The sequence below is a fragment of the Ruminococcoides sp. genome (assembly GCF_057037865.1).
Genome location: NZ_DBLZMS010000003.1, coordinates 118,305 through 133,552, shown reverse-complemented (window position 1 = coordinate 133,552; position 15,248 = coordinate 118,305). Strand labels below are relative to the sequence as shown.

Annotated in this window: 10 protein-coding genes; 4 read left to right on the top strand and 6 right to left on the bottom strand. The window is 37.6% G+C overall.

Annotated elements, in window-relative coordinates; genetic code table 11:
• Window positions 1-137: 137 nt before the first annotated feature.
• The 5 genes from AC2HW8_RS04070 to AC2HW8_RS04050 form a co-directional block, all read right to left on the bottom strand.
• Window positions 138-710, bottom strand: coding sequence for a GNAT family N-acetyltransferase (locus tag AC2HW8_RS04070; RefSeq protein WP_337806265.1), 573 nt, complete (start codon window positions 708-710; stop codon window positions 138-140).
• 1,997 nt (window positions 711-2,707) lie between these two features.
• Window positions 2,708-4,429 carry a phospho-sugar mutase gene (locus tag AC2HW8_RS04065; RefSeq protein WP_484315223.1) on the bottom strand — a complete coding sequence of 574 codons (1,722 nt, stop codon included), beginning with the start codon at window positions 4,427-4,429 and terminating at the stop codon, window positions 2,708-2,710.
• A gap of 220 nt (window positions 4,430-4,649) precedes the next feature.
• The gene (locus AC2HW8_RS04060) at window positions 4,650-7,499 is read right to left on the bottom strand and encodes an acyltransferase (protein WP_484327184.1); all 2,850 of its coding nucleotides are present in this window, start codon (window positions 7,497-7,499) and stop codon (window positions 4,650-4,652) included.
• Window positions 7,500-7,691: 192 nt separating this feature from the next.
• Window positions 7,692-9,278 (bottom strand): glycosyltransferase family protein, encoded by a 1,587-nt coding sequence (locus AC2HW8_RS04055; protein WP_484327183.1) that lies wholly within the window; start codon window positions 9,276-9,278, stop codon window positions 7,692-7,694.
• Window positions 9,268-10,221: a glycosyltransferase family 2 protein gene (locus AC2HW8_RS04050; protein ID WP_117847328.1), complete on the bottom strand. Its 954-nt coding sequence runs from the start codon at window positions 10,219-10,221 to the stop codon at window positions 9,268-9,270. The genes AC2HW8_RS04055 and AC2HW8_RS04050 overlap by 11 nt, the downstream gene beginning before the upstream one ends.
• 336 nt (window positions 10,222-10,557) lie before the next feature.
• Between AC2HW8_RS04050 and pfkA the strand changes: the two genes are divergently transcribed.
• The 4 genes from pfkA to AC2HW8_RS04030 all read left to right on the top strand — a co-directional run bounded on the left by pfkA (window position 10,558) and on the right by AC2HW8_RS04030 (window position 14,463).
• A complete protein-coding gene (pfkA, locus tag AC2HW8_RS04045) occupies window positions 10,558-11,532 on the top strand; it encodes a 6-phosphofructokinase (protein ID WP_295239929.1) in 975 nt (324 codons plus the stop codon).
• 99 nt (window positions 11,533-11,631) lie between these two features.
• Window positions 11,632-13,251 (top strand): hypothetical protein, encoded by a 1,620-nt coding sequence (locus AC2HW8_RS04040; RefSeq protein ID WP_484327182.1) that lies wholly within the window; start codon window positions 11,632-11,634, stop codon window positions 13,249-13,251.
• Window positions 13,252-13,253: 2 nt separating this feature from the next.
• Window positions 13,254-14,042 carry a mechanosensitive ion channel family protein gene (locus AC2HW8_RS04035; RefSeq protein ID WP_303807443.1) on the top strand — a complete coding sequence of 263 codons (789 nt, stop codon included), beginning with the start codon at window positions 13,254-13,256 and terminating at the stop codon, window positions 14,040-14,042.
• Window positions 14,043-14,139: 97 nt separating this feature from the next.
• Window positions 14,140-14,463 carry a hypothetical protein gene (locus tag AC2HW8_RS04030; RefSeq protein WP_484327181.1) on the top strand — a complete coding sequence of 108 codons (324 nt, stop codon included), beginning with the start codon at window positions 14,140-14,142 and terminating at the stop codon, window positions 14,461-14,463.
• A gap of 81 nt (window positions 14,464-14,544) precedes the next feature.
• Here the strand turns inward: AC2HW8_RS04030 and sigE are convergent, their stop codons facing one another.
• Window positions 14,545-15,246 carry an RNA polymerase sporulation sigma factor SigE gene (sigE, locus tag AC2HW8_RS04025; protein ID WP_117837397.1) on the bottom strand — a complete coding sequence of 234 codons (702 nt, stop codon included), beginning with the start codon at window positions 15,244-15,246 and terminating at the stop codon, window positions 14,545-14,547.
• Between the last annotated feature and the right edge of the window lie 2 nt (window positions 15,247-15,248).

Sequence of the window (15,248 nt, the reverse complement as noted above, 5' to 3'; positions counted from 1 at the left end):
TAAGTGGGATATTATTAAAAATTTCAGTTTATAGTAATTGTAAGCAATATTAAGACAGTACCCATTTTTATTGACAAATTCAATCCCCGAAAAGTTTTTATCGAACTTTTCGGGGATACTTATATCTTATGGTTCTGTTAACAATTCAGCATAGGGTAGGGGATAATATCATTTGGATTAGCATTGTGTTCGGCAATAAATTTTTCCATCCATATCATATCGTACCACTTATCAAATTTGTAGGCACATTTATGAAAAATACCGACAGTTTTATAACCGAGTTTTTTGTGAAAGCAAACACTGTCGTTATGCAGATGATTATCCTCATGTTCAGTGTACGCAATACAGGCATTTACATTTGTCACACCCTGCTTGGCTAGAATTTCTTCGAGCTTTTCGTAGAGTTTTCTGCCGATTCCGTTTCCGTGATTCTCAAGGCGGATATAAATACTTGTTTCAACTGACCAATCATACGCTTTTCTGCCTTTGAAAACTCCGGCATACGCATAGCCGACAATTTTTTCGTTGAGTTCGGCTACAATATAAGGGTACTTTTTGAGCGTAGTTTTTATGCGATTTGCAAATTCTTCAATGCTTGGCACATCGTATTCAAATGTGATTGCCGTGTTTTCAATATATGGTTTGTATATGGCGAGCAATTCTTCGGCATCGCTTATTTGTGCCGTTCTGATATGCAATTTATCGTTCACAATTATGACCTCTTTAATACTTTATGACATCATAATAATACACTAAGGTTTAGTTATAATCAATATTTAGACATTTTGAAGTATATAAAAAAGAAAAAAGTCGGCACTTAAAAAAGTTGCCGACTGATAAACACCCCAACATTTTTATTATAACACAATGTAAATTTTACTTCAATAGATTTTCTAAAAATAAAATTATAAATATTTTTAATAAAAGTGTTGACAATGTGGACAACTAACTGTATAATATAGACAAAGAAAAGAACTTAAGGAGGTTTTAAAAATGAAAGCAAGAAAACCTTACTTCAAACAAATTAGAGATTATATGCGGAGCTTACCACCTAACTCTACAGCCCGTGTATTCTAAGAGATGATCTTCTAATTCTTACTTGTTTTGTCGGAACAGCTGATTATTTTGATGTTATAAAAACATATTTATTAATTTTTAATCGCAAGAGCATTCCGAATTCGTCTTTAGCAATCTACATCTTATGATTGAAATTCGTCCAATTAAGCATTAAAGGTTATCGAATTTAATACTCGGGAGAACGGAATTTTAATTATAACTTAATATATATTGAAATCTAAAAATTGGTGGTTAGTCCAATGAAAGCTTAATCGTTATTTAAGCAAAATAAGTCCGAAACGGAGATAAGTCCAATGGAAATTAATACTAAAACCAATGGATGAACAGCTTATACAACGGCACACAGAGTAGTCTGAATTTAAAGAATGTAAGAGGCTGAATTTAATAAGCAGTTCAAACGGAATGTAAATTTGGAAACTTATAGTACAGAGTGAAACCGTAAATTTCAATCTGATTTCTAAAATTCAAGGTAAACTAAAGTGTCAGGAGTTAATTCCGATGAGATAAGAACTTAAATTAAATCTCGCTTATGCGACAAGATTGGAGATATTCCGATGTATGCTTGAGATTTTAAACCGATACAAGGTCAAAAATAAAATCCATTAACGGGAATTGACGGTATACGGTTACTGATATTGATTTGACGAAAAGTTAATATAAGTCGTAAATAAAGCATTGATTAGCAGTAAAGAAAATGTCGGGATGACATAGAAATCTGCAAACAACAGGAGATTATTCCAATGAGAATTTAGGTCTTATAGTTTGATTGTAGTGTACATACTCAGATGTATAAACACAGTTAGTCGAAGCTAAAGTGTCAGGAGTTAATTCCGATGAGATAAGAACTTAAGTTAAATCTCGCTTATGCGACAAGATTGGAGATATTCCGATGTATGCTTGAGATTTTAAACCGATACAAGGTTAAAAATAAAATCCATTAACGGGAATTGACGGTATACGGTTACTGATATTGATTTGACGAAAAGTTAATATAAGTCGTAAATAAAGCATTGATTAGCAGTAAAGAAAATGTCGGGATGACATAGAAATCTGCAAACAACAGGAGATTATTCCAATGAGAATTTAGGTCTTATAGTTTGATTGTAGTATACATACTCAGATGTATAAACACAGTTAGTCGAAGCTAAAGTAAAAGGAGTTAATTCCGATGACTATATAGGCTGACAGTCCAAAATTCCAAAGACTTAGTTTAAGGACAGGTACAATTGATTCAGAGGAAAAGTTGATAAGCTTTTAAGCAATCGTTGTACTGATTGATATTATGAATTTTAACGGTCAAAAGACTTTTATATTCAAATTTAAGAACGGAGATAAGTCCAATGTAATACAAAGTTATTATTGTTGAGGGCATAATATCCGATATTGGAGATGAGTCCAAAGGGCATATTATTTAATTTAAAATAACAACATACCCCTTTAAAAATTGCTATTTATAAATCAACCGATTACGGAGGTGACTGCAACAGCAGTCACCTCTGTTTTGCGTGTTATACAATGTATTATCACGAGAAATAGGGGAATTGCGTTTTTGATAAAATACACATAAAAACAGGGGACAGAAAAATCTGTCCCCTTAAATTTAGGTGCAACTATTATATGTCGATTCCAATTACTCAACGCCGAGAATCTCTTTGCTTGCAACAACAAGCTTTTCACAGATTTCTGCAGCATTATCTTTATCCTTACCGACTGAAGTAATATAGAGCTTAATCTTTGGCTCAGTTCCGCTTGGACGGATAATAACAGCGTTGTCATCCGCAAGGTGAAGAGCAATAACATTTGACTTAGGAAGGTCAATGTCGGTAACGCTGCCTGTTGCAACATCTGTTTCTTTCCTGAGAAAATAGTCGGAAACCTTAACAACATCGTAGCCTGCAATGCTCTTTGGTGTGTTATCTCTTACAGCTGTCATAATATCAGACATCTTTTGCATACCGGCGGCACCGTCAAACTCGAATGAGTATGTCTGATTGAGGTAGTAACCAAATTCTTCGTAAAGACCGTCTATAACCTCAGCAAGTGACTTGCCCTGTTTCTTATAGTAAGCTGCCATTTCACAAACGAGCATTGATGCAACAACAGCATCCTTATCTCTTACATATGTGCCTGAAAGATAGCCGTAGCTTTCCTCAAAACCAAAGAGATATCTGTTTTCTTCATGCTTTTTCTCGAGGTTAAGAATAACTTCACCGATATACTTAAAGCCTGTAAGAACATTCTTGAGTTCACAGCCGTATTTTTCGCAAAGCTTGTTGATGAGTTTTGTAGTAACTATAGTTTTTACTACAACAGGCTTTTCAGGAAGCTTACCGCTTGCCTTTTTACAAGAGAGAATGTAATTTGTGAGCATTACACCGTCCTCGTTACCTGAAATGAGTCTGTAACTGCCGTCATAATCCTTAACGGCAATACCTACACGGTCAGCGTCAGGATCGGTTGCAAGGAGAAGGTCAGGCTGTTCTTTTTCACAAAGCTCAAGACCTTTTGCAAGTGCCTCTTTGATCTCAGGGTTCGGATAAGGACATGTTGTAAAGTTGCCGTCAGGAAGTTCCTGCTCGGGGACAACAACTACATCATTAACACCAATCTTGCCGAGAACCTTTCTTACAAGCTTATTACCTGTACCGTTAAGCGGTGTATAAACAACTTTAAGGTCTGCACCCTTGCAAACGCCGGGGTTAACCTGCTGTTCCATAACTTTTTCAAGATATGTGTCATAAACGCTCTCGTCAACATATTCAATCATGCCGCTCTTAACTGCCTCGTCAAAATCGGTAATTTTAACATCCTTGAACATATCAAGCTTTGAAATCTCATCATATACAGTGTTTGCGGCAACATCAGTCATCTGGCAACCGTCCTCACCGTATGCCTTATAGCCGTTGTAAGCTGCAGGGTTGTGGCTGGCTGTAACCATAATACCTGCCTGACATTTAAAGTAACGAACGAGGTAAGAGAGAACGGGAGTAGGCTGAAGTTCTGATGTGATGTAAACCTTAATGCCGTTTGCCGCAAGAACTCTTGCCGCCTCATTCATAAATAAATCTGCTTTAATTCTGCTGTCGTGAGAGATTGCAACAGAACCATTGCCGTACTTTTTAAGCACATAGTTAGCAAGTCCCTGTGTAGCCTGACGAACAACATAAATATTCATTCTGTTAGTACCTGCACCGATAATGCCTCTGAGGCCTGCGGTACCGAATTTTAAAGCTGTGTAGAAACGATCATAAATTTCATCTTCGTTGTTTTTTATACTTTCAAGCTCTGCCTTAAGGTCTTTGTCCTCAACTGCGTTTTCAAGCCATTCGTTATAAGTCTGCTTAATATCCATGATTATGCCCCCAACTTAAAATTTTCACAAAAATGCGACCAAATTCTGTGGCAAGCCCTTCTTGCCTATCATAATTCACTATACCATAATTCACAAAAAAAAACAAGTTTTTTATTTGTACATTTTCAAGAATATGTGCTGAAAAACAAAAAAATATCACGCAGAAATCATAATTTTTATCCCTGCGTGATATTTATGTCTGAAATCTGTAAAATATTATTTATTTTACAAGTTTATACGAAACTTCGTTTTCGCTCAAAGAGTAACCATTCTGCTGTGCCTCAAGAAGAATCTGCTGAAGATTATCCCACTCTGAGTTCTTCGGAATGTAGATATATTTCGGAATTTTTTTGCTGTTTACCGAATAATATGAGCGAAGTCTTGCAAGACTGTTTTGATTTTCACCCGTAACATATGCCGAAAGTGTTCCGTAAGGAAAATCCTCCGCCGCAAGATAAGTCCATGTTTTTTGCGTAAGGAACAGTATGTTTCCTTTTTCAAGATTCTGATACTGACTGATATCGGCATAAATCTGCTCATAGGTTTGTGCGTTATTCGGTGTTGTTTTTATACCCTTTGCAGGACCGTTCTGAATTGTCTGTGTCAGCTGTTTCGGTTCACTGTCCCAGAAGCAATGTTCTGCCTTGACGGTAATCTGAAAACAAGCCTGCAGAATAATCAGAAACGCAGTCATCACGAATGCTAAATATTTACACGGAACAGCGTAGTCAAGATTGTCGGGATTTGCTTTCATTTCTTTAATCAGATTGCCGATGAATACAAAGCTTGCAATATTTGATGCGGTGCAAGCCATTGCAGTTACATAAAAATACTGATTTGAAGAGAAACACAATGCAACAGAATAAAAAATTCCGAGAACAAAGAGTGAAGCAAACAGTTCTCTTTGCTTATTTTCAGAAAGAACATACGCTGTGATACCCATGAAAATCATCGGGAACATAATCGCATTGTAGTAAACGCTTGTCATTGTCGGCATAAACATTACAAGCGCCAAAATAACGATTGCACTTGTAAGAATAAGATAAACCGAACGGTGTTGTTTTCTCTTTCTGTCAAGCAACATAACGATTGCGGTAGCACCGTATGCCATAAGTACATATTTAAAATGAGTGTGACATTCTACGATTGTTTTAAAGTAGTAGTTCATCTTTGCCATAAAGCCCATTTGCGGATGGTCGGGATCGGCAAGAAGATAGGGGAGATTTGAGAAAATCTCATTAATACTTACTCTTGAAAGTACAAATACAAGGAAAATAGCCGCAAGTATTCCTGCTCCCAAGGTAAACCACAGAAAAGTCTTAATCGAGAAAAGTTCAGAATTGAACACATTTTTATTAAGGGCAGTTTTCTTAATTACATAGTGAACTCCTACTGCAATAATATACATTACATAAACTGCCGCAAGGTACGGACAGCAGAGAACTGCGCCTGCAAATGCAAGTCCGCTGATTATGAGCGGTAATTTTTTTGAATAATCGGCTGTTGCCATTAAAACACCCGTGAGCGCAATTAGATCAAGTCCCATTGTGTTATAACTCAATGCCATAATGTCAAACGGTGTAAAGAGGAAATAAAGCACACAACCGAATACTGAGAAATATCCGTACTTTTTAAGTCTTGAATAGATAACGCACACAATAACAGCGTGACAGATTACATAGAAAACTCTTGCCGCAAAGATTATTCCGACAGTAGATTGCGTAATCATTGTGTAGAGCCATACGAACGGCAAAAGTAAAAATCCTGAAAGCTGTGTGAGGTGCCATTCGTCACCGAGTAACGAATCACCAAGAGTTAATCGGTGCGGAATTGTAAGATAAAACGATTCGTCGTTACCGCCAAAACCGTAATAGCATTTCCAAAGTGAAAATCCAATAGCAAAAGCCATAAGCACAGCAAAAATTATGTGCTGCCACTTTCCTTTGTCAGGCTTTGAACGCAAATCCTTTATTATGTTCACAAGCGATTTAAAACCGTCAATAAGCAGTTTTGCAACAAGATTCATAATAAATGATGCGGCGGCGGAAAGCACAAAAACTATCGGAACCGTAACAAAGTAATACGGAAGTCTGTCAGGCATTAATATTACTTTTTCGCAGAGTACGGGGTAAACAATGCTGTCAAAAATAAAGGAAATGAGATAAATTCCAAGTGCAAGGTCAGAAACTTTCCATAGTGCGATTTTAGCGGCTTTCGGGAAGTTATCGGTCTTGATTCTCTTAATCAAGAGAAAAAGCAGTACAGATAAAACAAACGGTTCAAATCCGTACCAATAAATGTATGTACCCGATTTGAATGTTGTGTCGTAGCTTCTGAAATAATTGAATGTGCTGAATATGAAAAGTGAAAAAACAAAGAGTACAAGCATTGTTCTTGTTTTCATTTTCAATCCGTATTCTCTTATGTAACAACCCACAAAGTAGTATGCAACGGGGTAGAATCCCTGCCACCAGCTTGGGACAAGTTTCTGAAACTCATCAGATGAAGTCGGATTAGTCCACCAATCAAGTGAACCAAAATTGAAAATATTAAATAACGAGGGGATGATTGTCAGAAAAACAGCCGTTACAAGGAGTACCTGCTTTTGCTTTTTGCTTTTAAGTTTTCCGTAAGCAAGATTAAGGAACGGTGTAAGCAGAAACAACCCTATGTACATTTCAATGTACCAGGAGTAGTTGGAACCGGTAAAATCAAGCGTTCCGAGTATGAAAGATTTCAGGTCAAAAACATCACCTTGTGCAATGTTTTTGTAAATCATACACGCAAGTGTTGAGATTACAAAAACAACAAGTGTTTTCGTAATTCCCGAATAGTACTTTTTACTCAGTTCTTTTTTGCTCATCAAATAACCTGTCAGCAACATGAACAAGGGAACGCAAACGGAAAACAGGGTTCTCATTACAACTGCAACATACATCGGCTTACCTTCGATTGTCTGGTTGTAAAATCCGTTGTGCAGGAAAAAATGAACCGATAAAACGGTAAAGACTGCGATTATTCGCAAAATGTCCAGCGAGGAATCCCTCTTTTTCAGCTTTTCATAATCCATAATTTTTACCTTTCAAGCTTGAAATTTGCAAATCATTGCACATATAGTAATAATAGCATAATTTAGGCATCATTACAATAAATTGCAAACGAAAATATTGATTTTTAATGAAAAAGTTTGTAATGTTGTAACATTAATTTTATGACAAAAAACAAGTGACAGTTTCGGCTGTCACTTGAAAACTTTATTAAATTATGCCTGTTTTTCTGTTTGTTGTTTAGGCTTTCTGAATGAATCAAGAAAAGCTTTTGCAGTATCCATACCGTCAACCATAAGCAGAATAAACAGAGGCGTCATATCAAACAGGTATCTTGACCGTGTTTCCCATAACAGGAAGAAAAGGAATGCCGCAAACACAACTCCTTTGATTAACAGCATCTCATCAACTTTAGGTTTGATAAGAGTTTTTAATGCCGAAATACAAATCATCAATAAAATGAACAGTTGTAAAGCCGAACTGTAATTTTGGAAAGCCTTATTGTACTTTCCGTCAATATGCAGAAAATCCATAAGAATATTATCATTCTTTGGCTTTCTGTTATGGTACGAAATGTAATATGTACCGTCCTGCCATGTCCAAACAGCTTTTTCAATCATATGTTCATACAAACCGCTAAATTTGTAATCTTTTATTCTTTCTTTAATAACCTTAATGTTAGCATCCTGTTTTTCTTTTTTCGAGGGAAATGAACGAGTGTAATAGTCATCATGCTCATCGTATTTTCCAAGACCTTTAAGCCCCATCATAAGCCAGTGAGTAACAGGATATTCATATTTTTCATACTGCTGTTTCGTGATCGGATTGACAGCGTCAACGGCTGTATTGTATGCGAATCCAATCACACCAAACCCTGCCGTAAACACCAGAATAAGGCAGATTGCTTTTTTTAATCTGAATTTCAAGAACAACAATAAAAGTCCGACTGCGAACAGTATGATAAGACTGCCCTTAACCTTATATCCGAGGAAAATCAATGCACCTGCAGCACAAAGCTTTGCGTACATACTCTTTCTGTTGTCAACCTGTAATGCGGAAACAATGAGATAAACAGCTCCGATAAGAAACGGCATCGACATTGAATCACTGTAATAGTACGGCAGATAGGTGAGATAAGGTAAAAACAATGCACAAAAAGCAAGTACAAAAAGAGCCTTTTTGTTGCCGAAAAGTCTTTTTGCTGTAAATGCCGTCAGCATTATTGAAATATTAATCGCAAAAATGTTTACAACAACAGGTGCAAAATCAACATAATGACCGAATATAAGGTAATTTAATCTTCCAACAAGCGACACAATCAAAAGCAATGCCATATTATTCGGATATCTTACAAGATACTGATAATCGTTTGCGTAATCCTGTTCAATGAGGTTGAAATTGCCATGGGTTGAAAAATACATTGCATACCTTTTGATGTTATGCAAATCGGCAACAGGTTCAAAATCGGTAAGCAACGCAAAAATAATTTCAACAATCAGAAGAATACCGCATCCGATAAAAATAACATTTTTGGTATTTTTATCATTAAATTCAAATCTCGACTTCGCTTTAATCTTCTTACAGCTTTTATCGGAGGTGTAATGAAAATACAATGCACATATTCCGACGGTCAAAACGGCAAAAATCAAAAGAATGAACATCTTTGAAAATGAATCGAACCTTCTGTCAACATTTCCGTCAAAGCCGATTATGATAATATTTACAAACAGAAAAACAAAACAAACCGTAAATACTCCGCCGAAAATTCTGGTCAGGACTTTGGTGATTCTATTACTGTTCATCGTCATCAAGAACTTTGTCAACAATAAATCTTGGTCTGCGCTTTGTTTCCATATAAATCTTTCCGATGTATTCGCCTATAACACCGATTGCAAGGAGCTGAAGTCCTCCGATTGCCCAAATTGAACATAAAAGGCTTGACCAACCGCTTACAGTCCAACCGCAGAAAAAGCTGATGAGTGAGTAGATAATCATAATAAGGCTGATGCCGAACACGATTGCACCGAGCCATGTAATCATTCTGATTGGCTGAATGCTGAGAGATGTAATACCCTCCCACGCAAGTGCAAGCATTTTCTTTAACGGATATTTACTTTCACCTGCAAGTCTTTCGGAACGCTCATATGTAACAATATCAGACTTAAAGCCAATCATCGGAACCATACCACGCAGGAATATGTTTGTTTCCTTATATAATGAAAAAGCGTTGAGCGCTCTTTTGCTCATAAGTCTGAAATCAGCGTGGTTAAAAATAACCTTAGCGCCCATATGATTAAGAATTTTGTAGAATCCCTCAGCTGTAAATCTCTTGAAGAATGTGTCTGTTTCTCTTTTAGAACGAACACCGTAAACAACATCGCAACCGTCCTCGTACTTTGCCACCATTTCATCAAAGGTGTTGATATCGTCCTGAAGGTCTGCGTCAATTGAAATCACAGCGTCAGCCTTATCTTTGAGAGTCATAAGACCGCAGAGAAGTGCATTCTGGTGACCTCTGTTTCTTGAAAGCTTGATGCCCTGAAAAATAGGATTTTCTGTATGGAGTTCTGAAATAATCTCCCATGTCCTGTCCTTTGAGCCGTCATCAATAAACACAATACGGCTGTCGGCAGAAATTTTGCCCTCTGCCATCATCGTGCTGTATTTGTTTAGCAGTTTTTCCGCCGAATCCCTCAGAACTTCTTCTTCGTTATAACAGGGAATAGCCAGATATAACTTAGTCATATAAATTATCCTCCCGAAAAATTGTCACTCAGGTGACTTGTCGCAAGACAGGCACAAAATCTGTCTCTTATCCTAGGGTAATTATAAAACAATATTATATAAAAGTCAACAAACTTACAGCCTTTGTTACAAAATATTGTTATTTTATCGAAACAGAGAGGTGAAAGCAGTGTATTTATGAACAAATTCACATATTTTTGTAACAAAACGGTAAAAAGGATTAAATGCTTTTGTAATAAAATCTTTTATTTTTTTAAAATTGCGAAAATCCACTTGTAAACAAAAAACAATTGTATTATAATGGTAGAAGTTAATAACCTATGGAGGTAGATTATAATGTCACAGACACAGAAATCAATTGCAGTATTAACAAGCGGCGGCGATGCTCCCGGTATGAATGCGGCTGTCAGAGCTGTAGTTCGTGCCGGTATAAATAAAGGAATGAAGGTTTACGGTGTTTACCGTGGATATAACGGTTTGCTCAACGGTGATGTTGAGGAAATGAACCTCAGAAGTGTATCTGATATCATTGGTAACGGCGGTACAATGCTTTACACAGCAAGAAGCGAAGAGTACGCTACTCCTGCCGGTATTCAGAGAGCTGCCGATTTTTGCAGAAGCATCGGTGTAAGCGGTGTTGTTGTAATCGGCGGTGACGGTTCATTCAGAGGTGCTCGTTGCCTTACAAACGCCGGTATTAACTGTATCGGTGTTCCCGGCACAATTGATAACGATATTGCCTGCTCCGAATACACGGTTGGTTTTGATACAGCCATGAACACAGCTATTCAGATGGTTGACCGTATCCGTGATACAGCACAGTCACACGACCGTTGTTCTGTAGTTGAGGTTATGGGCAGACGCTGCGGTGATATTGCTCTCCAGACAGGTATCGCAACAGGTGCTACAGCTATCCTCGTTCCTGAGGTTCAGTACAATATTGAAAGAGATGTAATCGCAAGAATCATCAACACTCAGAAAACAGGTAAAAAACACTTTATCGTTGTTGTTGCCGAGGGTGTCGGCGGTGTAAGAGATCTTGCAAAGTATGTAGAACAGCGTCTTGGTATCGAGGCAAGAGCTACAATCCTCGGTCATGTACAGCGTGGCGGTTCTCCGACACTTCGTGACAGAGTTGTTGCAAGCCAGATGGGCTTTAAGGCTGTTGAACTTCTTGAGCAGAATATCGGTAACAGAGTTGTTGTAATGCAGGGCGGCAAGATTGTTGATCTTGATATCAACGAAGCACTTGATATGCCTCGTGTGTTTGATGAAGAGCTTTACAAGATTGCTATGACAATTTCTATCTGATTTAAATATAACTCGATTATTTCAGGGCGGACATTGTTCGCCCTTTATTTTCTTTTAGGGTTACGCTACACAGAATTTTCTTGAAAGGAATAATTCATAATGCTTGAACAATCTCAAAAGCTGACTGACGGCTTAATTATATATTCCGTTCTTGTTTCAGACTATGAAAAACTTGATTTTAAGAATGATGCACTTGCGGGTGTCCGTGCAAACTATTTTAATTCAGGCTGCAAAGAGCAAAAAGAAATTACCGAAATCGAACTTCACGGTATGGATTACAAGATGTCTTGTCTGCTGACGAAGAATGAACCGCTTTCGTGGAAGGTAACAAGGGATAGTCTTCCTTATCAGTCCGTAAAAAGGGCAACAGGCGGAGTTTATTCTGTTATAACTTACAATGACAGGGGAATTGTATTCAAAAGACAATTTTTTGACCGTAATCATACATGGTTACGCACGGAATATTTTAACAGAAGCATTGCCGATAAGCTTATCACGAGAATATATCCACGCAAAGTCAGCGGAATTATAACTCTTGTTACCGAAGATATTGACGATAACGGGATTGTTTCCGTAAAAACTCTTTTCCCGTCTGATAAGCAGTCAAACGAAAATTCAAGGGTTTTGATATATTCAAATGTGGGTATGCTCTGGTATGATGCAAGTTTTTTACCGTCAGATATGCCGTTTACGGAGAAAAAATCCTACGGCAACAGCGGATTTGTGTTTAACGGTGATTTGTTCAAAAATGATTTTGTTCCCGAAAATGCTTATAATCTCGAAGATTGCGCTTATCTTACGGACGAAGATATTCCAAATGTTTCCGACACGGCTGAACCCGTGAGTAAGAAAGATTATTCGGCATACGATATTATCGAGAAAATTCTTGTTGAGGCTCACAAAACAAATAAGGATTTGTTCGGTGAAATTATAAATCATACTGCCGAAGAAGATTTTGAACCAGCGGAAGTTAAAATTGTAACAGGCGAGAAAGACGAACAGCTTTCGGATGATGATGTTGAAGAAAATTCTCAAATTTCAGATGATACAGACGCTGTCGCAGAAACAGCGGATGAACAGACAGAAGATTCCGAAAGTGTTGTAACTGTTGACAGCTCCGGTGAAGCTTCCGAAGATGAAGAAACTGATTTTGAAAAAGTTGAAGCAAATATCGGCACACATTGCCAAATAGATGATGTGCCGACAAAAGAATCCGATGAAGAAAATCCTAAAATTGTAAATGAAGAAGAACCACATTGTGACGTGGTGATTCTTACTAAATCGGGAAGATATACCTATTTCGGTAATCTTGATGAAAATAATTGCAGAACAGGCAGAGGCAGAACGGTTTCTCCTGACGGTATGACCTCATATGACGGTGAATACCTTGATGACAGGCGCAACGGATTCGGTGTTTGCTATTATAACAACGGCAGTATAAATTATGTTGGAAACTGGACCGATAATTCACGCAACGGCGGCGGTGTCGGTTACAGGCTGAGTGACGGTACAATGCATGCGGGCAAGTGGGATAATAATACTCCTGACGGCTATGGTGCAAGATTTGACAGAAACGGAAATCTTATTGATGTGAGCAATTACGAAAACGGTGTTCGCACAGGTAAGAGCGTTTCTTTTGATGAAAACGGCAATATAGTGGTTTCTGTTTATGAGAACGGAGAGAAGATTTCCGAATTTCTTGTTGATGCAGAGGTGTAGATATGAATATCACTGAAGAAAAGTTGCTTGAATATCTTTCAAAGGCTCTTGTGTGTGTGGCTGTAATTGTTATCGGATATATAATTACCAGGTTGATTATAGGGATTCTCCGAAAAATCCTTAATAAATCACGAATGGACGGTACAGCCGAAGGCTTTGTATTGTCCGTTCTCAAGGTGATTTTCTATTTCATTGTTGCAGTAACTGCACTTGGGACAATCGGTGTGAATGTTGCGTCGCTTATTACGGCACTCGGTGCGGCAGCCCTTACAGCAGGTCTTGCATTACAGGATTTGCTGAAAAATGTTGTCAGCGGACTTGTAATTTTGATAAACAAACCGTTTGTGTCGGGTAATATTCTTGATTTTGAGGGAGTAAAAGGAACGGTTGAGGAAATCAATATTTTCTCAACAACCGTGCATACACTTGATAATAAGCTTGTGACAATTCCTAATTCAAGACTCACATCAAACAATGTTGTAAACTGCACAATGGTTGAGCAGAGAAGGGTTGACTGTACTTTCTCGATAAGCTATGATGATGATATTGACAAGGTGCGTGAGATTATTCTCAACCTTATGGCAACAAATGAGATGATTTTAAAAGATCCCGAACCTACTGTAAGAGTCGGTGAACATCTTGACAGCGGAGTGCAGATTAAGGTTTTTGCATGGGCAACTCCTGATGATTACTACGAGGTTTATTTCTTCCTGCAAGAAAATGTCAAGAAAGAGTTTGATAAAAACGGTATCACAATTCCGTACCCTCATCTTGTTATTGCCAAAGATTAAAATTATTAAATTCCAAATTAAATATTACGAAAAATTCCGTAAATAATAATGGTGCTGTTGATTCAGTACCATTTTATTTTTATAAGGATTGATTAGTTTGAAAAAATTTTTAGGTCTGTTTGCCGTAGCTTTAATTTCAGTATGTTTTATCACTGGTTGCGGCAATGATAAAAACGACAGTATGACTGACACAACAAGTCAGACTTCACAAACATCAAATACGCAGGAAACTTCAAAAGGTATGACTGAAAACGGAGAAGTTTCAGATTCGGACGGTTTCATCGGTAACGAAGAAAATGAAACAGGAAATTCGGGTTCGGATATGATGGATGATATTGAAGACGGAATTGACGATATTATGGGTGACGGAGATAATAATGATTCTGATACTGTCACCAATCCCTCAGATACTGTTTTATAAAAACAAGAGCAGCAGGACAAAATTGCCTGTTGCTCTCGTTTTTAATACGAAATATGTTATTGGTTCGGGTTCAGACAAAAATCATACTGCTTTGTCAAGGTCAATTTTTAATTGGCGAATAATTTTCTTTTCAAGCCTTGATATGTAGGACTGCGAAATTCCAAGCTTGTCGGCAACCTGCTTTTGCGTGTGTTCCTTTCGTCCGTTAAGCCCGAACCTTAACTCCATAATAAGACATTCTCGGTCACGAAGCTTTGAAACTGCCTGCAAAACAAGACTTTTTTCAAGCTCGCATTCAATATTTCTGTTTACCGTGTCAGGATCGCTTCCGAGAACATCGCATAAAAGCAGTTCATTGCCGTCCCAGTCCGTGTTCAGCGGTTCATCAATCGATACCTCGTTTTTCAGTTGCGATGATTTTCGTAAAAACATCAGAATTTCGTTTTCAATACATCTTGAAGCGTAGGTTGCAAGCTTAATATTCTTTTCGGGAGAAAAGGTGTTCACCGCCTTGATAAGTCCGATTGTGCCTATTGAAATCAAATCCTCCGCACTTGCATTCGGAGTTTCAAACTTTTTTGCAATATATACCACAAGTCTTAAATTGTGGACAATAAGCGGTTCTCTTGCCTTACTGTCTCCTTTTGCAATATTCTCCATAATATGCTGTTCTTCTTCTCGTGTAAGCGGTGGGGGAAGAGTTTCACTGCCGTTAATGTAGAATATTTCATTTTCAATAACGAGTGCAAATCGGATTTTCTGAATAACCTTCATTAAAAACATAA

Bases quoted from the DNA above. Each gene is read 5' to 3' on its own strand.
- AC2HW8_RS04065 (WP_484315223.1), bottom strand. From the start codon at position 4,429: ATGGATATTAAGCAGACTTATAACGAATGGCTTGAAAACGCAGTTGAG.
- AC2HW8_RS04060 (WP_484327184.1), bottom strand. From the start codon at position 7,499: ATGGATTATGAAAAGCTGAAAAAGAGGGATTCCTCGCTGGACATTTTG.
- AC2HW8_RS04055 (WP_484327183.1), bottom strand. From the start codon at position 9,278: ATGAACAGTAATAGAATCACCAAAGTCCTGACCAGAATTTTCGGCGGA.
- AC2HW8_RS04050 (WP_117847328.1), bottom strand. From the start codon at position 10,221: ATGACTAAGTTATATCTGGCTATTCCCTGTTATAACGAAGAAGAAGTT.
- pfkA (WP_295239929.1), top strand. From the start codon at position 10,558: ATGTCACAGACACAGAAATCAATTGCAGTATTAACAAGCGGCGGCGAT.
- AC2HW8_RS04040 (WP_484327182.1), top strand. From the start codon at position 11,632: ATGCTTGAACAATCTCAAAAGCTGACTGACGGCTTAATTATATATTCC.
- AC2HW8_RS04035 (WP_303807443.1), top strand. From the start codon at position 13,254: ATGAATATCACTGAAGAAAAGTTGCTTGAATATCTTTCAAAGGCTCTT.
- sigE (WP_117837397.1), bottom strand. From the start codon at position 15,246: ATGTTTTTAATGAAGGTTATTCAGAAAATCCGATTTGCACTCGTTATT.